This window comes from Ferrimicrobium acidiphilum DSM 19497, from assembly GCF_000949255.1.
GTDB lineage: Bacteria > Actinomycetota > Acidimicrobiia > Acidimicrobiales > Acidimicrobiaceae > Ferrimicrobium > Ferrimicrobium acidiphilum.
Genome location: NZ_JXUW01000035.1, coordinates 1 through 21,584, shown reverse-complemented (window position 1 = coordinate 21,584; position 21,584 = coordinate 1). Strand labels below are relative to the sequence as shown.

21 protein-coding genes are annotated in these 21,584 nt (G+C 55.3%); 9 read left to right on the top strand and 12 right to left on the bottom strand.

Going from position 1 to position 21,584, the window contains the following annotated elements; genetic code table 11:
• Positions 1-165: 165 nt before the first annotated feature.
• Positions 166-1,656 carry an amidohydrolase family protein gene (locus FEAC_RS12650; RefSeq protein WP_162484327.1) on the bottom strand — a complete coding sequence of 497 codons (1,491 nt, stop codon included), beginning with the start codon at positions 1,654-1,656 and terminating at the stop codon, positions 166-168.
• A 413-nt stretch (positions 1,657-2,069) separates the two neighbouring features.
• On the opposite strand from FEAC_RS12650, the gene FEAC_RS12645 reads away from it, so the two are divergent.
• From FEAC_RS12645 to FEAC_RS12625, 5 genes are all read left to right on the top strand, one after another.
• On the top strand, positions 2,070-2,867 hold the full coding sequence (locus tag FEAC_RS12645; RefSeq protein ID WP_035391208.1) for an IclR family transcriptional regulator domain-containing protein: 798 nt from the start codon (positions 2,070-2,072) through the stop codon (positions 2,865-2,867).
• 121 nt (positions 2,868-2,988) lie between these two features.
• On the top strand, positions 2,989-4,152 hold the full coding sequence (locus tag FEAC_RS12640; protein ID WP_035391243.1) for a CaiB/BaiF CoA transferase family protein: 1,164 nt from the start codon (positions 2,989-2,991) through the stop codon (positions 4,150-4,152).
• Positions 4,153-4,204: 52 nt separating this feature from the next.
• The gene (locus FEAC_RS12635; RefSeq protein ID WP_035391210.1) at positions 4,205-5,026 is read left to right on the top strand and encodes a citryl-CoA lyase; all 822 of its coding nucleotides are present in this window, start codon (positions 4,205-4,207) and stop codon (positions 5,024-5,026) included.
• A gap of 14 nt (positions 5,027-5,040) precedes the next feature.
• On the top strand, positions 5,041-5,898 hold the full coding sequence (locus tag FEAC_RS12630; RefSeq protein WP_035391212.1) for a DODA-type extradiol aromatic ring-opening family dioxygenase: 858 nt from the start codon (positions 5,041-5,043) through the stop codon (positions 5,896-5,898).
• A 1-nt stretch (position 5,899) separates the two neighbouring features.
• Complete coding sequence (locus tag FEAC_RS12625; RefSeq protein WP_035391214.1) at positions 5,900-6,268, top strand: hypothetical protein; 369 nt, start codon at positions 5,900-5,902, stop codon at positions 6,266-6,268.
• A 340-nt stretch (positions 6,269-6,608) separates the two neighbouring features.
• Here the strand turns inward: FEAC_RS12625 and FEAC_RS12620 are convergent, their stop codons facing one another.
• From FEAC_RS12620 to FEAC_RS12570, 10 genes are all read right to left on the bottom strand, one after another.
• Complete coding sequence (locus tag FEAC_RS12620) at positions 6,609-7,145, bottom strand: TIGR03086 family metal-binding protein (protein WP_052566376.1); 537 nt, start codon at positions 7,143-7,145, stop codon at positions 6,609-6,611.
• A gap of 304 nt (positions 7,146-7,449) precedes the next feature.
• Positions 7,450-7,686: a VOC family protein gene (locus tag FEAC_RS12615; RefSeq protein WP_236684659.1), complete on the bottom strand. Its 237-nt coding sequence runs from the start codon at positions 7,684-7,686 to the stop codon at positions 7,450-7,452.
• Positions 7,687-8,776: 1,090 nt separating this feature from the next.
• Positions 8,777-9,901, bottom strand: coding sequence for a sulfate adenylyltransferase (gene sat, locus FEAC_RS12610; protein WP_052566375.1), 1,125 nt, complete (start codon positions 9,899-9,901; stop codon positions 8,777-8,779).
• A gap of 57 nt (positions 9,902-9,958) precedes the next feature.
• Positions 9,959-10,597, bottom strand: a complete 639-nt coding sequence (locus tag FEAC_RS12605; RefSeq protein WP_035391216.1) for a phosphoadenylyl-sulfate reductase — start codon at positions 10,595-10,597, stop codon at positions 9,959-9,961.
• Positions 10,590-11,129 (bottom strand): adenylyl-sulfate kinase, encoded by a 540-nt coding sequence (gene cysC / locus FEAC_RS12600; protein WP_035391217.1) that lies wholly within the window; start codon positions 11,127-11,129, stop codon positions 10,590-10,592. The genes FEAC_RS12605 and cysC overlap by 8 nt, the downstream gene beginning before the upstream one ends.
• Positions 11,130-11,242: 113 nt before the next feature.
• Positions 11,243-11,839, bottom strand: coding sequence for a precorrin-2 dehydrogenase/sirohydrochlorin ferrochelatase family protein (locus FEAC_RS12595; protein ID WP_052566374.1), 597 nt, complete (start codon positions 11,837-11,839; stop codon positions 11,243-11,245).
• Positions 11,836-13,665 carry an NADPH-dependent assimilatory sulfite reductase hemoprotein subunit gene (locus FEAC_RS12590; protein ID WP_052566373.1) on the bottom strand — a complete coding sequence of 610 codons (1,830 nt, stop codon included), beginning with the start codon at positions 13,663-13,665 and terminating at the stop codon, positions 11,836-11,838. The genes FEAC_RS12595 and FEAC_RS12590 overlap by 4 nt, the downstream gene beginning before the upstream one ends.
• 435 nt (positions 13,666-14,100) lie before the next feature.
• Positions 14,101-15,039 (bottom strand): amidohydrolase family protein, encoded by a 939-nt coding sequence (locus FEAC_RS12585; protein WP_035391248.1) that lies wholly within the window; start codon positions 15,037-15,039, stop codon positions 14,101-14,103.
• A 934-nt stretch (positions 15,040-15,973) separates the two neighbouring features.
• Entirely contained in the window at positions 15,974-16,159 is a 186-nt protein-coding gene (locus FEAC_RS12575; RefSeq protein ID WP_035391225.1) for a hypothetical protein, read from the bottom strand.
• Between the two features lie 415 nt (positions 16,160-16,574).
• Entirely contained in the window at positions 16,575-17,225 is a 651-nt protein-coding gene (locus FEAC_RS12570) for an FMN-dependent NADH-azoreductase (RefSeq protein WP_035391227.1), read from the bottom strand.
• A 109-nt stretch (positions 17,226-17,334) separates the two neighbouring features.
• On the opposite strand from FEAC_RS12570, the gene FEAC_RS12565 reads away from it, so the two are divergent.
• Both FEAC_RS12565 and FEAC_RS12560 read left to right on the top strand, forming a co-directional pair.
• Entirely contained in the window at positions 17,335-17,670 is a 336-nt protein-coding gene (locus tag FEAC_RS12565; protein WP_035391229.1) for a winged helix-turn-helix transcriptional regulator, read from the top strand.
• Positions 17,671-18,436: 766 nt separating this feature from the next.
• Complete coding sequence (locus tag FEAC_RS12560; protein WP_052566372.1) at positions 18,437-18,904, top strand: GNAT family N-acetyltransferase; 468 nt, start codon at positions 18,437-18,439, stop codon at positions 18,902-18,904.
• Between the two features lie 189 nt (positions 18,905-19,093).
• On the opposite strand, the gene FEAC_RS15670 is transcribed toward FEAC_RS12560, so the two are convergent.
• The gene (locus FEAC_RS15670) at positions 19,094-19,234 is read right to left on the bottom strand and encodes a hypothetical protein (RefSeq protein ID WP_160290403.1); all 141 of its coding nucleotides are present in this window, start codon (positions 19,232-19,234) and stop codon (positions 19,094-19,096) included.
• Between the two features lie 277 nt (positions 19,235-19,511).
• Here FEAC_RS15670 and FEAC_RS12555 point away from each other — a divergent pair, with 277 nt between their 5' ends.
• On the top strand, positions 19,512-20,477 hold the full coding sequence (locus tag FEAC_RS12555; RefSeq protein ID WP_152623247.1) for a DUF4338 domain-containing protein: 966 nt from the start codon (positions 19,512-19,514) through the stop codon (positions 20,475-20,477).
• Positions 20,474-21,584: IS66 family transposase (tnpC, locus tag FEAC_RS12550; protein WP_052566371.1), on the top strand; the 1,111-nt coding region annotated here is incomplete at its 3' end. The genes FEAC_RS12555 and tnpC, both read left to right, overlap by 4 nt.

The following is a 21,584-nucleotide window of genomic DNA, read 5'->3' as shown; positions in this document are numbered from 1 at the left end:
GCGAGTAGCAGCATCGCTATCTCCCAGTCGATGCGAAGCCTAGGGCGCGATCGCCGATCTACAAGTGCAGCATAAACACAGCGCCACAGCATAGGCCAACGGTCAGTCGTGACATCGGATCCCAGCCTTACTGTCTGCGAAGAGTTGGAGCTAGCATGGCGATGACTACCGGTGATCGACGCCGTTTGCTCCTCGACCAGCATCGCTAGGGCGTGAGATCGTGTCATCATAGGTGTACGTGTACGGGTTGTTGATAACACGAACCTCTGGAATCTCAGGATTCATCTCCTGTCTCCATGCGTCCTCTCCGAGCGTTGACTGCAGATGGTCGATGGTGGTGTCGATACGCCTCCTCACGACAGTGAAGTCAACGCCGAGCAAGCGGTTTTCGTACTTGACCATCTTCCCGTCAATCAAAACGGTGTGAACGTCGGCTCGCTGTGCCTGAAAAGCTAGATGCCCGTAGGGGTTCAGAAGCGGGAACATCGCAGGTGATGCCTCATTTTTGACAAGAACCACATCCGCTCTCTTGCCTACCTCAAGGCTTCCAATCTCGCCATCCAGCCCCAGAGCGCGTGCGCCGCCCATAGTCGCCATCTCGACAACATTCTCCGCCCTCAACGTGCAGTGAGTAAGAGTGTCTTCGCGTTGGTGATGTTCTAGGTGCTCCATCGCTCGATCGGCACCGAGCGTCGCACGCATCGCCGAGAAAAGATCGCCACTCCACCATACGCTGGTGTCATTCGATAACGAGGCCGGGATCCCATACTCTCGGAGCCTAAAAGTACTCGGATAACCCTGGCCAGCGCTCTCCTCGCTCTCCGTAGATACCGAGACCGATCCGCCGGTTGCTGCAATTCGATGGTATGAATCTGCAGTCAATGAGGCCGCGTGCACATATACGGTCTCCGGAGTCATGAAACCAGCATCGAACATCTGCTGAATGCCGATGTCGTTGGTGGCGCCCCAGACCCCCGCGTGGGTGGTAACGGCCAAGCCAAGAGCACGGGCAGCCTCGAACGCCGTCCGTTCTGGAAACGCCGGATCTCCAGTGACATCGAATGCGATCTGGAGCGCAACATTACTATTGGCTCGACTCCGCTGAGTGTTGACGAACGAGGCGAAGTCTGGAGACGTAGCCCACTCCCAAGGAGCCTGCTGGATATTCCCATATGCGAGCATGTATCGGCCCGGCACCGATTCCAGTGCATCAACGGCGGCCTCAGCATGCTCTATCGTCTGCAAACCGTGCGACCAATCAACGGTTGTGGTGACGCCAGCATCGATCGCCTCCACCGCGCCCAATAGATTCCCGGCGTAGATGTCCTCTGGTCGAAACGCCTTTCCCCACTGTAGGTAGTACCAGACAAAGTATTGGGTGAGAGTCCAATCCGCACCATAGCCCCTCATGGCAGTTTGCCAAAGATGGCGATGAGTGTCGACCATGCCCGGCATAACTATACCGTTCGAGGCGTCGATGGCGAAGCAGTCGGTAGGAGCAGCTAACGCTGGCCCGATGGCGGCGATCCGACCATTTTGGATCAATACGTCCGCACGAGAGAGCAGCTGGTGACCACGGTCCATGCAGACAACAACTCCATCACGAAAGACTATTGGCTGTCCGTCCCGCGGCATCGTCTGCTTCGCTTCCTCCATCACAACTCCCCCTTCGTGTCCAATTGTCATCGGGCAACTCTAATTTGAACGGACATTTGTCCGTTCTTCGGTCATATGACTGCCCATCATGCTAAACCAAGAGAGTCGTGATGTCAAGCACAAAAGGTTAGGGAGATCTCACAAGGGTTGCAAAGATGATGAGATCAAGAGAAGGTCTGAAGCGCGGTCTCCTCCACAACGATGAGATCGCGGTTGGGTTACTGGACGCTCCTAGTCTTACACCTCAGTCAACGACACAGGAGATTCAGCTAGCGATCGTTTGTCTGTCGTAGCTTGCACTTCAATCACCGCCCACAGACTCAATCGGTTCTACCATGAGAGCGAGGCGCACCTAGACTACGTGCCTAAAGAGCCACACCAATTCAGGCATCCCAAGGAGATCAAGATCACCTATGACACGACGCAGCGAAACGCCAGATTTTATTGAAGCATTGGCTCGCGGTCTCGACGTGATAGTTGCCTTTAAAGCAGGAGAGGTCGAACTATCTTTACCAGTGCTTGCCTCTCGAACCGGCTTGGCTCGCCCAACCGCCCGCAGGATCGCGCTAACACTTGAGGAGCTCGGATACATGCGAGCCACCAACGTCGGCTATGCGCTAACCGCAAAAGTTCTAGATCTCGGGTTGGCCTACACTGCATCTCAAGGTCTGTGGCAACTCGTGCGCCCCCACCTCACCGACCTCGTACAGCTCACCAACGAATCTTGCTCCATCGCCCAGCTCGATGGATCCGACATCATCTACGTCGCACGCGTCGCCGTTCCGAAGATCGTCGGCATCTCCGTGCACATCGGTACTCGATTTCCGGCCTACGCCACCTCCCTCGGCAAGGCGATACTGGCGTTTCTCACCCCAGAGGAGCTAAGCGAGGCGCTGCACAGTCCCAGTCGAGCTGGAGTCAGTGCTAGTTGGCAACCGTCCGAGGAGGAGATCCTCGCTGATCTTAGTCAAGTACGTGAGCGAGGCTGGGCTCTAACAGATCAACAACTAGCGCTCGGGATACGTTCTGTCGCGGTGCCACTACGAGATACCGCCGGCCGAGTCATCGCTTCGATGAATGTAAACGCCTCCGCCGCCGAAACCTCGGTCAACGACTTAGTGCAACGCCACCTTCCAGCGCTACTAGAGAAACAAGGGGCGATCCAAGCCGATATAGCTCGCTTCATGTCGATACCCTCCCAAATCGCTTAGCCGTTCAACCCACGATCCCACGTTCTTCGATTGACATTCGACAGAGATCGAAGCTAGGCTTATTTCGGACAATCATCCGGACAGCGGACAAACTACAAAGGAAGGGGTGATCGATCGATCTATGGCTGATCACACTGAACAAGGAAAGGCTGGGCCTCTTGAAGGACTGCTGATAGCCGACTTTTCAAGAATTCTTGCGGGTCCATACGCAACCATGCTCCTCGCCGACCTGGGCGCGACGGTGGTCAAAGTAGAAGGACCCAAGGGTGACGACACGCGAACTTGGATGCCCCCGGAGCATGATGGGGTAGCAACTTACTACACAAGTGTCAACAGAAACAAACGATCGATCGTCCTCGATCTGAAGGACCCGGTTGACCTCGAACTTGCGAAAACCTTGATCCAGAGATCCGATGTTATGATTGAGAATTTCAAACCTGGGCAGCTCAAGCGATTCGGACTGGATTTCGATACTGCCGCGGGTATAAATCCTCACCTCATCTATGCATCTATCACTGGGTTTGGCGACAAGAGCGTGGGCGCCACCATGATGGGATATGATCTGATGGTCCAGGCTATGTCCGGCTTGATGAGCCTAACTGGGTCACCAGATGACGTTGCCTATAGAGCTGGTATCTCAGTTTTTGATATCATGGCGGGTATGCACGCCACGATCGGCATTCTTGCGGCACTCCAAGAACGCCACCAATCCGGCAAAGGTCAGCATGTAGATGTGAGTTTGATGGCCTCCGCGCTGTCCGGGTTGGCAAATCACACCGGAGCATATGTACTTGCAGGGGTCGTTCCTTACCGGATGGGCAACGCTCATCCGAGCCTCTTCCCGTACGAGCCGCTTCCTACCAAGACCGGAGATCTCGTGGTCATAGCTGGCAATGATAGCCAGTTCAGGGCGTTAACTGAGGCTCTTGGAGCCCCGCAGTTGGCAGACGATCCCGATTTTGCCAGAAACGAACTTCGAACCATGCACCGAGAACGGCTACGCCCGATTCTGGTGGAACTACTTCAAGCAAAAAGTGCAGAAGAGTGGTTCGAGGTGCTCACCGCCGCCAACGTTCCGTGTGCACCAATCGCCACCGTTGACCAGGGTCTCAATCTAGCGGCGAGTTTTGGGTTAGAACCTACCGTTGTGGTCCCCACTCAACGGGGGCCAATGGAGATGATTCGCAACCCAATTGGGCTGTCACGGACTCCTCCATCCTATCGTCGGGGTTCACCAGCACTTGGCGAACATAGCGAAGAGATCCGGGCATGGCTTACTCAGTAGTCCCTCCGAGCACCGGGCACGTTATCATCTATGAAGCAAAGGATTAAGTCAAGTGACGAACAGTGACAGCTATCCAACTGGCCTCGGCAGCTCCGACGAGAGGACAATCTCTCTCCTCGGCCAGAGTCTGGCTGAGGATATGATGGGGAGGGTCGGCTTCGGAGAGTTGGCGCTCTGGATGTTGAATCAGCGCAGGCCAAATGCCTCCGAGGTAAGAATCTTCGAGGCGGTGCTCGTTGCACTTGCCGATCATGGCTTTACCCCTACCGCCATCGTCTCTCGCCTCACCCTGCTATCGGCGCCTGACTCCATCCAAGGAGCCATGGCCGCTGGCCTTCTTGGAGGAGGATCTAGATTCCTAGGCGTAACCGAGGACACTGGTCGGTTCTTGCATCGTGCACTCGTTCAGGCTCCGCTGCATCCGACAACCGAGAACGAATGGGACGAGATTGCCCTCCGGCTCATCCAGGATGCCAAACGAGACAAGCTCTACATCCCAGGGTTGGGGCATCCGGTACACAAAGAGGTCGATCCGAGGACTCCGGTATTAATGGATCTGTGCCGTGAGGAGGGTCTGTACGGCGACCACCTCTCTCTATTTGCCGCCATTGGACGGGTCCATGCGCCAGTGTTAGGCAGACAGCTTCCACTAAACGGTGCCGGAGTATGCGGTGCAGCCCTGTGTGACCTGGGCATACCCGTTGAGGTGCTTCGTGGGGTATCTCTTCTTGCGCGATCGGCTGGTCTACTCGGCCAGATAGCCGAGGAGCTGCGAAATCCGATCGGCATGGACATCTACCTCCATGTGGAACACGGAGCAAGGTACGAACCAAGCCCATTTCAAGCTGACCAGCCTTTTGAGTCCAAAGATTAGAAGGAGAATCCCAAATGGCAAAAATAGCGGCCATCATCGCCTCAACCCACCACCCATTTTTCTACCGAACATCGACTATGCCAGTTGACCAACGACCCGCATTTGCCGAGGAGTGGATTGCAAAGGTTGCTGCCTTTAGAGAGACGCTTACCACTGCCAGACCCGACCTTCTAGTCCTGGTGGGATCCGATCACTTTCATCAGCTATGGCTCGACAACATGCCTCAGTTTCTTGTCGGCAATGCGCCGGTCTACGATGCCAACTGGTACAACGAAGAACGTGAATTCGGGATGCCGAAAATGGTCCTGCAGGGGAACGTCGCGCTATCAAATCATATCCTGCGAAGCGGACTAGACCTAGGTTTCGACCTGGCTTTTAGCAATGAGCTCCGGCTTGACCACAGCGTTACCTGCCCAATCATTACACTAAGACCGCAAAATGACCTGCCGGTGGTCCCGGTTTACACGAACATTTTCGCACCTCCTTTGCCACAACCCGAACGCTTCGTCGCCTTGGGTCGTGCGCTTCGTCAGATCATCGAACGCTGGGAGTCGAACCTACGCGTCGCCATTATTGGCACCGGCCACCTCTCGCTGGAACTCGGCGGGCCCCGGCAATTTGGTCCCCACGGACCAGATCCTCAGTTCGATCGCACCGCTGTCGAATGGATCGCTAGCGGGGATGTGGGGACTGCGCTTGCCAACATAGATCTCGACATGCTTGCTAAGCCCGGCAATGCAACCCATGGATTCATGGATTTCCTCCTCATGATGGGTGTGGCTGGTGAGGGTGTCAAGGCTGACTATGTTGATTCTCTCGATCTGTTCCATACGATGGAGGCCTACTTCACCTGGTACCCAAAGGAGGCTTAGGTTGAGTAAATACCTGTTGGACAAGTTCCTCTACACCATCGACCGAGACCCGGAGCTGGTCGAACGCTATAGAACCAATCCAGTAGCGACGGTCACCTGGTGGGAAGATGAGTATGCAAGAAAGCTCTTAAACTGCCATGGCGGAGAAGCAACAACTTGGCTATCCTTTGAGGCGGCCGAGCGCCAAGCTCTTGTCAATCAGGACTACGCCGCTCTATTCGAACTCGGCGCCCATCCCTTTTTGACTCTGACACTCTTCATCGCGTTATTTGAACGCGACTACGATGAACCGTTAGGCTTCCAACTGGCCTATGCCAACACCCTGCAAGGATGGCTTGGAAGACCCTACCCGGACTTTTCTACACCTTAGCGACACGCATATCGACCGAGGTCAGTAGTTGTTGCGCTGGAGCCCAGCGCCACCCAGAGAAGATCAGCCGCGAAGATCGATCGGCCTGAGTAGCCGATCGTATCGTTGGGTCCCTGTACAAACGTCTCGCAAATTACTTAGCTCGCAGGCGAGCACTCGAGCGCAAGGTCTGGACCCAAGGCCACCGACAAAGATCCTTCTCGCCATCGATCATTCAAGCCGAGTGCAGATAAGCAGATGTCTCGTCCGTCCGGATGCAACGTCAAGCGATGCTTGTCTGTCCCAGACAATAAGGTGTTACCTCTCCGACAACCTTGAGACTGAGCCTTGCCGATCTCGTCTAGACGGCCCTACCGCCAAAATTGAGAAAGCGAGTTTGAATGTCTGCACCAGGCGCCGAATCGATCTTTGGTCCAAAGCCGCCTGGTCGACGGATGGCTTCATCGAGTGGGGTTAGGTACGCTAACGCTCGAGTCACCGCCTCCTTGTCCAACTCCTCGCCCTGACTAGTGGCCCGAGCCAAGTCCCAGGTATGAAAGAGGGTATCGGCAGATAAAAGACTATCCACCAACGACGCAAACGAGCGTTCACCAAACATACCTCCAACAAGCGTTGCCGAGGTCTCGGGGTCAGCAAGTGCCGTCTGCACGGCAGCAGTAGCGTCGGACCACTGGCTCATGAGATCACCAGCTGGGTCTGCTTCTCGCTCCGGCATACTCGCTACTCGCCAGTGGGTATCAATGACATGGACAACTAGATTTCGAACATCCCAATCAGAGCACGGCGTGGGAAGCGATAGCTGCCCAGGCTTGAGAGCTAGGAGGCGAGACCCGAAACCCTCGCTCACTCGCTGATAGTGATACAAAACATCGGACATGGGCCAATGCTAGCGATCAATAGGTCACCTCCGGTCTCGTCAAAATGCCCTGAATCCACGATCAATCCCGACTCCGCCAGCTCTTGATGCCTACCGTCTCCAACCGCGCCAGCAGGACATGGGCATCCGCGCAGGGCAGTCACCAAACGGGTCTTGCCCGTCGGGCACTCGGAAGTCACACCGTTATCACCTCGACCATCCGACAACCTTCAGCTCCATCCGGGCCAGGTTGCGGTTACTCCAGAGACTGCCATCTCCAACTATTTGAAGCAGCAGCCAAGCGCTTGGTCGCCCGATTCGAGAGTCAGGCCTGCGCGATCTGAACAAGGTTGTCCGATGGATTGCGAAAGGCGCAGTCTTGCACACCCCAGGGTTGTGAGGTAGGCTCCTCAATAATCTCAGCGCCCGATGCCTTGATGTTCTCAAAAGTCGCGTCCAGGTCGTCAGGGTTGAAGATCGCCGCCTGTAGCAATCCTTGTGTCACCAGAGCCAGAAGAGCATCCCCCTCGGCCTGCGAGCGACCTCCGTGAGGTTGAAACAGAACAATCCCAACGTCTTGACCAGGAGCGCCGACGGTGACTCAGTCAAAGCCACCAACACTCGCATCAAGACCGAGTACATCGCGATAGAGCACTAGGGCAGCTTCAGGGTCGTGAATCGGAATGAACATCGAGGAGCTGGTTGCGTTCGTAGGGCTATAAGTAGGCGTCTTGGCTCGATCGACTCTTCTACGATCCTGCTTACTTGACCGATCCTGCTTACTTGATCGACTTACAGAGATGCCTACACATCGAGCCGATTGGGAACCAGCTCTATCAGCACGATGACACTGGAAGCTCGAGGGTGCCTCCCGGTCGTGTCGCCAATCTCCGCAGACACGGTGCAAGCATCTCGAGATCGCCGTGGTCTCATAGGCGGTAATCAGACGGGGACACACAGATAACTTGAGTAGAACGAGCGCCAAATGAAGCTAACGACAGGTCGCCAACAACGAAGTAGACGCTCGCGAACAAGTCGTCATGGCGAAAAAGCGCTTGCGCTCGTTTAATTCACGTCTTCAAAGGGCAACTGTACAGCGTCTCGCCATAAGCTAGCCGAAACTTGCCTGAAAAGTTAGCACTCGACATCTTGGATACTCTCGCCATTTCCAAAATAGTCAACGGTCGAAAGTAGTGGCGATCCACCAGATCACGCACATAGCATAGCTACACGAGCTCTGATGAGTTCATGCACTTGACAATAGCTGTCGCCACTGGGGAGAGTACCCACCAGAGACATCATGTTCCACACGAGGAAGACCGTGGATGACTTCACGCAGTCGCGAGGTTCGTTGGGAACGGAGTTCACAAGGTGGGGAGGAACCTCCCCACCTTGCACAGACCTCCATTGGCGCATCGCCGACTCGAGAACCAGGCTAGAAGATCAATTCGTAGACCGGGGTCAAAGGAGGGCAGATAGCGTGGACACAGAGGCCGTAAAAGTGGCGTAGATCCGGTGTCTTGCATGAGTGGCAGCACGGTACCTGCCCACTGCATTTTTGTGGCTCTAGGGCCTACTCCGCTCGCTGTGGGCGAAGTTCATCGACATTCTTGAACGATACTGTTAGGCAATATTGTTGAGCAACAATCGCGTTAGCGATACTCCTCGGCGAGGATGGCGGCGACCTCTGGACGAGAGAACTCAGCCGGGAGCGTCTCCCCTTCAACTAGCAAAGATCGAACCTTGGTGCCAGATAGGGCGAGATGTTGGCTTGAATCATGCGGACAGGTCCGTTTCGAAGCCACATGTTCACACCTGGTGCAGTAGAAGCTGTGCTCAAACCGAATGATGTCGATTCCAAGCTCATCTGGATCAATTTTATCGAAGAGCTCTTGAGCCGCATATGTGCCGTAAAAGTCTCCGACCCCAGCGTGATCTCGACCAACTATGAAGTGGGTACAGCCGTAGTTCTTGCGCGAAAGCGCGTGGAGGAGAGCTTCACGCGGACCCGCGTATCGCATGGCGGCCGGATACACGGCTAGAAGCACGCGTTCCTGAGGGTAATAGTTGTCTAGCAAAGCCTTGTAAACCCGCATTCGAACCTCGGCAGAGATATCGTCGCTCTTGGTCTCACCCACCAAGGGGTGAAGAAGCAGACCGTCGAAGAGCTCAAGCGCTACTTTGTGTAGGTACTCATGTGCTCGGTGCACTGGGTTCCTGGTCTGGAAACCCACCACGGTTCGCCATCCTCTCTGCTCGACAGCGAGCCTGGTCTCAAAGGGGGTCAAGTACTCGGGTCCGGCGAAGGAGCGTGGCAGCGCGTGAAAACTCAATCGGCCACTCACCACCAAATCGCCCGCCTCGTACAGGGCAGCTACTCCAGGATGCTCACGTGAGGACGTAGCATAGACCATCTCCGCCTCTCGGTGCAGATCTGGAGTGAAGCGCTCCGACACTGCTAGCGTGGCGATATGGCGACCATGGCTCATCAGCCGGATCTCGCTCGTCGATGCAGGAACAGCACTGGCAGACAACTGTAGAGTTATAGGGATTGGCCATAAAGTTCCATCCGCAAGGCGCATCGACTCGACACAACTCCTCCAATCGTCCTGACCCATAAAGGTCATCACCGGTGCATACGCACCGGTTGCGAGCATCTCCAAGTCAGCCAGCTGACGGGCAGAGCACTCCACCGCTAGCGAATCTGGGCCGATCTCGCCAGCGGGCTCAAGCGTAGCGCTTCTATCGACTTGGCTTGTAATAAGTGCGCGCGACATAGGTGTCAACCGCCTTTCGTGGATGATGAAGATTGATAACCGATTTGGAGTAAGCGCTCATGCCTTTTTTACGTCGAGCCAGATCCCACACTCACTTCGCCCCTGCCCCATAAATCTTCCTGATCTCGGATCCTGCCCTGGCTTAACCGGCCCAGTACACGGCCAGCACCCCATGGACAGGTAACCCTCGTGATAGAGCGAATGGTACGGTATATCTCGATCTTCGAGGTAGTGTTCTAAGTCCTCGTAGGACCACTCAATAAGGGGATTGATGCGAACCCGGGTCCCGTGCTCGATCACCGAGAGGTCGCGACGTCCGGGTGAACTGACCCTGGTCCTGGCGTTCAGGACAGCAGAGACTCGATGCTCCTGGAGATAGTTCTCTAAAGGCGCTACCTTGTTCAACGAACAGCACAACTCGGGATCACGACTGTACAGAGTGTCTGGAGGGTTATCAGCGCCAAGGGCTACGAAGTTCATCTCTGAGTAGCGATCTTGGAGCTCCTCCCAAAGAGAGAGGGTCTGAGGAAAGTGGTATCCGGTATCTACAAAGAGGACGGCGCCAGAGAAGTTAGAGCGCGAGACGAGATCAAGTAGCACTGACCCAGAGATATTGAGTCCCGTGGTAACGGCGAGGTCCGGATAGCTACCGATCGCCTCCTCTATGACGGCAATGGATGCATTCAAGTCAGCCAATACGGGCCTCCTGAGGAGTGAGTGCCAACAACACTTTGGCGACTGCCTCATCAATCGTCATAGATGATGTATCGATGCGCAGATCCGGATCCAGCGGCGACTCATAAGGATCGTCCACACCAGTCAGCCCCAGCAGCGACCCTTCTCTCGCCCGCCGATACAACCCTTTGGTGTCGCGAGCCTCAAGAACCGACAGCGGTGCATCAACGTGAACCAGGACACTGCGATGACACATTTCGAGTGCCCGCTTGCGACTCTCCTCGTAAGGGCTGATCGCAGAGACGATCGTTACGACGCCATTGCGGGCCAAGAGTGAGGCGATATAGCCAAGGCGAGTCACTTGGAGGTCGCGGTCAGCTCTCGTGAATCCCAAATCGGGGGAGAGAATAGAACGAACTTCATCGCCATCGAGCCACTCGATTCCAACTCCACTTTCGCGAAGTTCGTCGGCGACACGCTTGGCGATCGTGGACTTGCCGGCCCCGGATAGACCAGTGAACCAAACAACCGGTGCGTGTAATAAGTCAGACAATCTCTTCCTCTCCCATCAAAGTTGAATACACGTATCTATAACTTAACTTATAGAGATATCCCTAAACGAATATAGTAGCCGATACACCTGTGGCGTACGTCTAGCCATAAGTGCTAAAGCTGCGCCTGACGGGTCTCCCGCAGTCGCGACTGACGGGTCTCGAGTTCGAGTTGAACCCAATCGAGTGAGCTCGGCGACTGACCCTGCTGTCGTAGCTGTTGGCGAATCTGTTTCAATACCTCATAGGTATGGCAGTCGTCGTCGGTGACCGTTTTGGCGAGTCGTGTCGCCAGCGAGGATGCGAACGCTGGCGAATGACCGTCAGTCGATACTCCAATTTCGATGTCTAGATGCGGTCGCCGGATCGCGACATGGTAGTAATCGCAGTACTCAGGCACGTCGAGCGTATTCAACAAAAATCGATAACGTTTAGCTTTGTCTGACAGCCACGTATTGATGACGTCGTCACGATCGGTAGCAACCACTAGAGCAGCTCGCTTTAGATCCTTGCGACTAGGACGCTTGGCGTAACGGCAGCTCATGGATGAGTCATCTTGGATCGAGATCAGCGACGCCCAACCGCCCGCTGGCGTGCCGACAAGCAGCACACGGGCACCCTGGTTCGCAAAGGAGTTGGCCCGTTGAACCGCCTCATCCGACGCTCCTATCACCACAACCATCCGGTTCTCGAGGCGCAACTTCACCATCATGATTCGCTCTTAGCACGAGATCGCCGTTGGCGCGATGCAGGTCTCACCGATGCGATCTCCTCATCATCGAGTCTGAAATAGAAGTCACCAAAGCTCTCGCCCGCTCGGCGTTGATCACGATATCGCCTGACCAAAGGTTCGAGTCCGGAGACGAGCGCACCCCGATCCACATCTCGGGCAAACAGGGTGTTGAGACGAGTTCCGTGGCGATCAGCGCCTATGAAGATGTCATAAGAGCGCTTCGACCGACCAACGATGCCGATCTCACCCAGGTATGGTCGAGCACATCCGTTCGGACAGCCGGTCATTCGCACCTCGAAAGACTCTTCCGACATCGATAGCTCAGCAAGCATGGTGTGGAACTCATCAAGAAACTCTGGTAGGTAACGCTCCGACTCAGCGAGCGCCAATCCACAAGTTGGTAACGCGACGCATGCGAACGACGCCCGATGTAGTGGACTCAACTCTTCAGGTGCATCAATGCCGTGCAGCGCCAAGAGTTCACGAAGTCGATCCCGTTGGCTCACCGCGACACCTCTGACGATGAGATCACCGCGAGCGGTGATGGCTAGTTCTGGATTGAACTCATCGACGATGGCGGCTACTCCGTCCAGATAACGTCCATTCTCGCGGTTCACGATCCGTCCGCTTGGTAGCTTGACGCCAAAATCAAAGTGGTCGTTGTCAGTTACCAGCTCACCTAAGTGATCATCCTCGACTACGAAAGTATCGGGAGTAGCCGCAGAGAAAGACACTCCACCACGTCGTTCCACCTCGCTTCGCACCCAGGAGACTCCTCTTGCTTCGACCAGATATTTGAGCCTGGCATGGCTCCGATCCTCCCTGTTGCCCTCATCTCGATGTAGTCCCACGATCGCGGTGATTACATCGAGAACCTGAAGTCGATCTACCTCTCCGAGCAGATCACCCAAGCGGGCAAAGGTTGTATCGTCGGTGCCGCTGCGACCAAGACCACCGCCGGCATAGATCCTCACTCTACGAGGATCGTTGACGTCGATCACAAGCCCCACATCGCACGAGAATACATCGACACAGTTATCGCGAGAGGTCGTCAGGCCGATCTTGAACTTCCTAGGAAGCATGGTGGGTCCGTATACGGACTCGGCGACCGGCGCCGCTCCAAGCACCTGGTTCGGTACTCGTGTGCCGTCGATCCAAAGTTCGTAGTAGGCATCCGATGGAGCCTTGAATTGGAGGGAGATAGTCTGGGCCAACTCGTCTAGTCCAAGTCGCTTTACCCCCTCATCTGAGGAGGGGCAGGCCGTCACGTTTCTAACCACATCTCCACAACCACCCCAGGTCGTAAGAAGCGTATCGTTGATAAGGTTCATCAGCTCTCCAAGATCAGCCTTGGCGACAAAATGAAACTGGATTCCCTGCCGGGTGGTAAGACGCAAGCTACCGCTTCCCAACTTCCTTGCCAGTGCATCTAGCGCCAGATACTGGTCTGCGCTCAGTCTTCCTCCCGGGATCGCGACGCGAATCATACACCGATGGTCAAGCTCGACCTTGGCACGGATACGCTCAGCTCGCGTATCCCGGTTGTCCTGGACGTATATGCCGTGGAACTTAAGAATCTGGGCGGTATCGGCTTCAAAGCTCGTTGAATCTTCCTGCAGCTCCTGAGCCACGTTCCCACGCAGCCAACTCGAGCGAGCCTTTATCTCCTCTACCGTCAGCGTTTTCGACTCATCTGTCATCATCTGCCCCTCACGCTGGTTAATTCCGACTAATTTAGTCATATTAATTGGAATACGGATCTGTCGTCGCAGTTGGGTCGCTCCAATAGCAGCATCTATGGTCATGGCGTCACAGACAACCTGATCACAATGAGCTGGTCAGATAATATTTCCAAGCCATGAATCCAACCCTAGATAGCGCTTATATTTATTTAAAAAGCGCTTCTGCGGCTTTCAGTAAAGCTGGTTGCCTGCACATCGGACCACATCTATACGACATAGTCTCAGTTAATCTGAATTGCATTCGCCTTTTGCCGTTCCCATAGCCGCGCCGTAGCTAGCAGATCAGAGAGGTTCGCTGAGAACAGGAGGCGGCGTGCACGCCGGGTTGAGAAGGTTGGGCATGTTCGCCGGTCATCTCCACGATACCCCAGCGAGTCTGCTACTATCGTCCCTTCAAGACCGTGCTGGCAGCTAAACATCGCGCTTATCTATGAGCACGTCACGACGGACCAGCTGTAAGAACGGACCAGCTGTAAGGTCGATCGTCGGCTACTATCCCTAATCAGGAATCGACAGTAGTCGTTCAACATTTTGATGCGCAATCTTATGTCGATCTTGAAGCGAGAGCGGCATGGTATCGAGAAAGGCTCGAGCGTCCTGGTTGCGAGCAAACGGATAGTCGACTGAAAAGATGATCCGGTCCACGCCAACGACCATCATGGCGCACATTAACGGAGGAACTGTGAAGTAGCCTGAAGTTGTCACATAAAAATTCTCACAAAATGTCTGGGTTATCGAGCGAGTCAGTTCGGGAGTAACCCGCCCGAGCGTCGCCTCTGCCCTCGCGAGTGAGAATGGGACATTCTCCCCCATGTGGCCAATGATGACCTGCAGAGCTGGAAAGCGCTCAAAGACTCCTCCCACGATAAGCCGCAACGCATGCAACCCAGTCTCTGCATGCCATCCCCAACCACTCGTAGACAGCACTTGTGCAACTTCGGGTTTCAGATCGCTGTAGTAAGCCGAAAACACCGCTGGAACAGGGGGAGTTGGGTGGAGATAGATCGGAACTCCGAGCTCCTCTGCCTTCTCAAAAGTGGGCCATAGGTCGGGTGAGTCGCAGAAGACGCCGTTTGCATGGCCGTGGATCATCGCGCCACAGAACCCGAGCTCTGTGACTGCCCTCTCCAATTCGGCACTGCAAGAGTCGGGCTCAGGAGTGGACAGAGATGCGAACCCCCCGAATCTATTCGGATGGACAGCAATGATCTCAGCGAGTCTGTCGTTCCACCTAGCAGCCTCAGTGGCAGTCGAGGCATTAGGTGGGGTCGAGGCTAACACCTGATAGGAGATCCCATTACGATCCATGTCAGCTATGCGTTGGTCACCAACCTCATCGAGACGAGCACCGAGTTCGCCAGGATATCTCGCCGAACCACCGCGATCTGCCTCGAGATCTCGTGGAGCGAAATGCTCTTCGATTGCAATAACCCTCATTAGCTGCTCCTTCAGGGTGGAACCTTGCAAAAAACTAGCGATCGAACGATTCGCTTGTCCAAAATGGCAGCCACCTATCACCACCAAGTTTGTCAACTATATCACCTAGAACGCCTATGCATCCCGAGGGTTGTCTACCTACTGGCGGACACGCAAAACTGCACGTTGACGGACAAATATTTGCACGGCGGCGGACACCAAAACTGCATGGCACTGTTGGGAACCTAGAGATCTAGGCAATCAGGTAGTAGGCGTCCGCAACAAGAGAACAGGCTCCCTATGGGTCATAGGAGGTGATTGTTGTCATCGCCAATCCTAAAAGGAGCCGTTAGCAGTGAAGGATAGCACCCAAGCCATGAACATACTCGAGGCCCACGACCTCTACCAGTCCTACAATCAAGCAGTCTGAGAGTGTCAATTCTCTCAATACCGTACGCTCCATGGTCGCCGCGAGGGGACCTTGGCCATACACGGGGTAAGCACGAGTCACGATCGTCTCTCTTTGGGGCCCACGCCTGATCCTCATCGCCTCTCCTGTGGACCAGTCTGATGCCATTCATCACCATTGGACTAGTTAGGAGCGTTCCACATCTTTATCTGTCGCTCGAGATCAGCTGCAAAAAGAGTCGGCCACACCGCACGCTCTTTCAGGCAAAGCACCAACGTGATACCACCGATTTATGGATATTGTCATTGGACTGAAATTACTCAGGCAGGCCCATCAAATATCATTCCGTTGCATCTCACCGACGACTATACGAGTTATACAGACCCACACCGTGAGGAGATGCCCAACTGAAGGCCTGCGGATCCTGCTCCGATCCGGCGTTACGACCGTTGATCCACCGACGACCCCAAGTCAAGCTGGTTGATGACGCCGGATAAGACCGTGTCGCGAACTCGACGCCGTTCGTGTGAACTCTGTGATCTTGAATTAGAGGTAGGAGTCGGTCATCGACAAGCTCCCAAACCCGAAGAGATGGCGAGATGCATTGGCATTTTCATCCCTGAGTGCAGCCATACCGGCGGCAACAGGCATTCTTCTACCGAGGACAAGGAACTGGAATAATCGCTCAAAGCCCGCTCCTCCGAGATCATCAAATCCAGTTGTGGCTCCCATTCGAACAGCTTGTCTAGTATGGCGGTTCAATCCAGAACCTCGATAGTCGGTGGAATCAACTAAGTGGAACGATTCGATGTAGTGAAGACAACTCAGGAGCCGGGGTGTGTGCTGGCTGCACCACCCGCGTCATGAATCACGGATCGTCTGACCGGAGTGGATCTTTACCATCGTCTAGATTTTGTCATCGTCAAGATTCAGCACGCGGTGACACCGCTGACAAACTCAATCTTAGCAGAGCCAAACAATCTGGACTCGAGACCAGGTGGCGCAAATCGACCAACGCATAGAACTACCAACCTGCGATCTTAGTGACCATAGCTATGCAGCGTCCAACCAGATATCTACCGACCTGTGGACGTAAGAAGCGACCATGGGATCATGGTAAGAACCGTGCGAAGCAGCTTCTACGAAGCTAAGCTGCCGCCTCGCTTAGTGCGATGGCGCGACCGTGCTCACGCGCCTCGGTCTCGGCCGCTTTACGCATATCGGCGGCGAGATCCTGAAATTCATCGAGTGCAGGATTTACTCCAACCAGCGTGAACTCTGTTTCGACAACGCGGAGGTCAAGCTTCCATACATCGGCGAGAATACGGCGCATCCATGGTGTCGCGTGATCCCATCCCTCTCGTGGCGTCCCTGGCCCATAGGCCCCACCTCGAGCGGTCACCAGTACCGCTGGCTTTCCCTCGAGAGGGCCAACTTCAGCGCTCATCCGTGGATCAGCAATAATCATGTCAACCCAAGCCTTCAAGTGCTGTGAGACGCCGAAGTTATAGAGTGGAGCAGCCACAATGACGGCATCAGCATCAAGCAATTCATCGGTGAGCTTGGCAACAAGCGCGAGTGCTTCAACCTGTTCATTCGTCCGCTGTTCCGGAGGAGTATATGTGGCATTCACTGCCAGCGGCCAGGCCGTTGCTGGGATTGGATCGCTCCCGAGGTGACGGGTGACTATGCGACCGTCAGGATGAACGTCACACCACTCCTGCTGGACAATATCTGCGATCTGGCTACTGTGAGATCCCTCTGTACGGATGCTTGCGTCAAGACGAAATAGTTGCATAGTCGTATCCTCCTGCTGGCTACTATTTACCAATATACTAGGAAAACACTAGTACCATGCCGATACCCGTGGTAGACAGAGTGGTGCTCATTCGGTTAGCATTGCCCTCATGGAGTTCGCACGAGAAGACTGCGCCATCCGGCACTGTGATGCCGGGTTAGTTCGTGCCTTCGAACTACTTGGTAAGCGCTGGAGTGGGCTTGTTCTAGGCACGCTCAGCAGTGGACCTGCAAGCTTCTCCGAAATGCGCAGGGCTCTTCTGCCAATAACCGATTCGGTGTTATCTGAACGGCTTAACGAACTTACGGCAGCTGGACTCTTGACCAGGTCGGTCAAAGACACTCGTCCACCGGGGGTCATATATCAACTGACTGATGCAGGGGCTGCCATCGTCCCCGTGCTCGATCAACTCGCCACCTGGGCGACCGATCACCTTGTGTCCTAGACCAAATAGCTCCATGAGAACTGGTCGCATACCTTTGCATGCGACCCAAGTTTTGCTCTGAGTTGAACCAACCTCCTCTCTCTTACAGTCGATGTTGAACTGATCCGGCGACGACCACGATCGATATCTGGAGGGTCCATCGGAAAACCAATGTCGGCTCGCCATACAACACATCGCACTCTGAGAGAGCCTCCAATGCCCGTCCAAAATCACCCTCGAGTCCTCTACCCAATAGCACACAAACTGGCCATAGTTTCATGCGTAGACTTTCCAACTTCACTTTTTTAGCTGTGGGGGCAGTCCACATCCATGACATGGACTGCCTTGTATCGGTGCAAGCTGACAAGGGCTGCCAAAAGCGCTAATTCGTTAGCAGCCAGCGAAGCGTTCACCAACCCTTCCTGTTCAGTACACGTTGATCCCACAAAGACCTCGGGCACTGAAAATTGGCGCTGGCACAAATCGTTATCGCAATACAACTGGAGAAGAAGAGGGCACCGTAACGGCGAGGTTGCCAGATGATGCCTGCTGCCCAGGGAGTGAAAGGCGTAGCAATCATGAATCCTCTCCGCATCCTAGCGCAGCACTAGCACCGCTGATAAACCGACCATCGAATCTCCTGCGCGCCTAAAGACACGATCACTCCTGCGCTGAACTGCTAACAGCGTCAGTGCGCATTGGGAGTTTGCCGGAACGAGTGAAGCTGGATGACGGATGCGCGAGAGTCCGAAAGACAACTGAACACTCGCGTTGCTAGGGTGGGCAGATGGCGACGATGACGTTTCTTGAGTTCGATCAGCAGGCACGGGAAAGTTGGCTCCTTACCATGCAGGCCTCCTACGTACGTGAACTGTTGAGCGTTGGCATTAGCCAGGTCGAGGCAGACGCTAACGCGGCAGCTTCATATTCTCGTACCTTCCCCGACGGAGTTCCCGCGCCAGGGCAACTCGCAGGTTGGGCGATAAGCGGTCATGAGAGAGTCGGAGAGCTCTGGGTAGGTCCAAACGGGCCTGATCATAGAGTCTGGTGGGTCTGGTGGGTACAGACTTACGAGCCATACCGAGGCAAGGGGTATGGGCGTCAACTTATGGAGCTTTGTGATCGATTAGCAAAGGAAAACTCCGCGACTGCGCTTGGACTGCAAGTCTTCGCAAACAACCCGATTGCCCGCTCACTCTACAACTCCGTCGGCTACAAGGAGATGACTATCGTGATGCAGAAAGATCTCAACTAGACATCCACTACTACTTGGGGTGTTCGAACTCGTGTCAGGGCTCTGACAGCCTCGATCGCGGCAAACAAAGTCTTCGCACCTCAGTACCGGACAGGTCTAACCCTATCACTACGGCCCCTTAAGTGGTGCGGCTTCTGTTCGAAACATTAGCCGACGGCCATGAGACTCTAAACAGAACCTCCAACTGCGTTATGCGACCGGTGGAAAATTAATGGTTATCGCAATGGTGCTCCCAACCGATAGTGAGAAGGTAGATCCCTTAGCGAGCTTTGCTACAATCTCATCTAGCTTGTCAAGAAGGCGTGTGACCCAGCCCTGTAGCCTGTCCATGATATCCTCAACAGGGCCCCGAAATCTAATAAAATCGTAACTATTCAGGTCACCACCGAGAGTCGGTCGGGTGAAGCTGCGAGGGAAGTGTTTCTCGGTCGCTAGGGCGAAGCGGTTCAAGGGTTCGTAGCGCGTCTCGGACAGCAGCTTCGTTGTGTCTCTGTCCGAGGAACGTCCAAGGTGCAGTCGGGCTCTGGTTGCATACGTTCTAGCGGATGCCGGTAGTGAAGGCTCCCCCGGCTGGACACACGCTAGAAAGTCCTGTAGCTTTGGTACTGTGAACCAGATCGGGCAATCATCCAGCGAGAGTATCGTCACCGAGAGCGTGGCGGCTAACAGTAGGCAGGCATCGAAGAGCGCAGACGGTTCTCTTTACCGCTATGTTGGCCGGGAGTTCACCGAGGTGGAGATGGAGATAGTGCGCACCCTCTGTTTGGACCCGGCGTATCCTACCCGGGCATCAATCTCGCGGGCGCTCTGTCGATCCCTTGGGTGGACAAAGCCAGACGGTGGGTTAAAGGATATGTCAGCGAGGGTCGCACTCGCCAAGATGGCGGCCGACGGACTCATCACCCTGCCTGCACCCACAGGGCCACAGCCAGTTCCTAGGAGGCACCTGGAGGCAACGATCGAAGAGGGCCCCGTGCTGGCCTGCTCGCTTGGCGAGCTCGACTCTGTCTCACTTGTTAAGGTCGATACCCGCTCTGACTCCGCAACATGGAATGAGCTCATCGGACGCTTCCACTATCTCGGCTACACCCGCGCCTCCGGTGCTCAACTACGTTACCTCGCTATTTCCAACGGCCGACCTCTCGGTGCTATTGGCTTTGGCGCAGCTGCGTGGGCACTCCAAGATCGGGACACCTTCATTGGCTGGGACGCCAAGACGAGAAGGCAGCGCCTGCATCTGGTAGTGGGAAACCCTCGTTATTTGATCCTGCCCTGGGTGCGGGTTCCTCATCTCGCCTCTCACCTACTTGGTGCTGTTGCACGAGCCCTGCCAGGGCACTGGGTTGAGCGTTATGGCTACGCCCCGGTACTGCTCGAGACCTTCGTCGATGTCGGCCGCTATGCAGGCACCTGTTACAAGGCCGCTAACTGGGTTCGGGTTGGCCAGACCAAAGGTCGAGGCAAGCTGGACCGCAATAAGGCCTACGCGCTCGGGGTCAAAGACATCTATTGCTACCCGCTCTCTAGGAACTTTCGGACCAAGCTTCTCGGTGAAGGTAACCCTGCTTCGTGAGCCAGGCCAGTTACGCGACGCTCGTGTGTGACTGTGAGACGCTCAAGGCCAAAGTCGCGACCCAAACCGAGGTGATCGAGAAGCTGGAGGCTCGCATCGTGGAGCTGGTGGACCAGGATCGACTTATCGCAGAGCTGCGCTGTGAGATCGCAGAACTTAAGGGCCGACTCAACACCAACTCGCACAACTCCTCCAAACCCCCTTCCTCGGACGGATATGTAAAACCAGCTCCGCGCTCGCTACGGCGTGCATCTGGGCGCCACCCTGGCAAGCAGCCAGGAGCAAAGGGAGCACGTCTTTTACCGGTCGCACACCCAGACAAGGTGCTCTATCATGCACCCTCGAACTGTAAGAGCTGTGGACGCGATCTCAGGGACGCAGACATCATCGACACTGAGGCCCGCCAGGTCTTTGACCTGCCTCCTATGGCACCTGAGGTGATCGAGCACCGGGTACAAAGGCGTCGCTGTAGGTGTGGAACCTTGAGCGTCGCTAGCTTTCCCCCAGAGGCTAAGGCGCCTACCTGTTATGGACCTCGGGTACGAGCGCTCGCAGTGTCACTGGTGGTCGGCCAACACTTACCCTATGCTCGCACAGCAGAGGTGCTCAGGGACATGCTCGCAACACCGGTGTCGACCGGAGCTATCTGTGCTATGGTCGCTGAAGCCTCCAAGAGAGTGGAACCATTCATAGAGACGCTGCGAGAGGGACTCAGTCGAGCCAAGGTCGTGCATTTCGACGAGACGGGCGCTCGAGTAAGGGGCAAGCTCTGGTGGGTACATGGTGCCTCTAGCGAGTCGCTCACCTTGTACTTCGTGCACCCGAGACGAGGCATCTTAGCGATGGACGCGATGGATGTGCTACCAGGGTTCACCGGTGTCGCTCAACACGATGGTTGGAAGCCCTACCTACGCTACGAAGATGCAACGCACGCTCTCTGCAATGCTCATCACCTTCGAGAGCTCGAGTACGTGTCTAGCCAGATGGGTCAGGGGTGGGCAAGCGAGATGGCAGGGTTGCTCCTCGAGATCAAAGCAGCGGTGGGTCGGGCCTCTGACAAGGGCAAGGTCGCCCTCGATCCCCGTCTCCTCGGGCGCTACCTGGCCC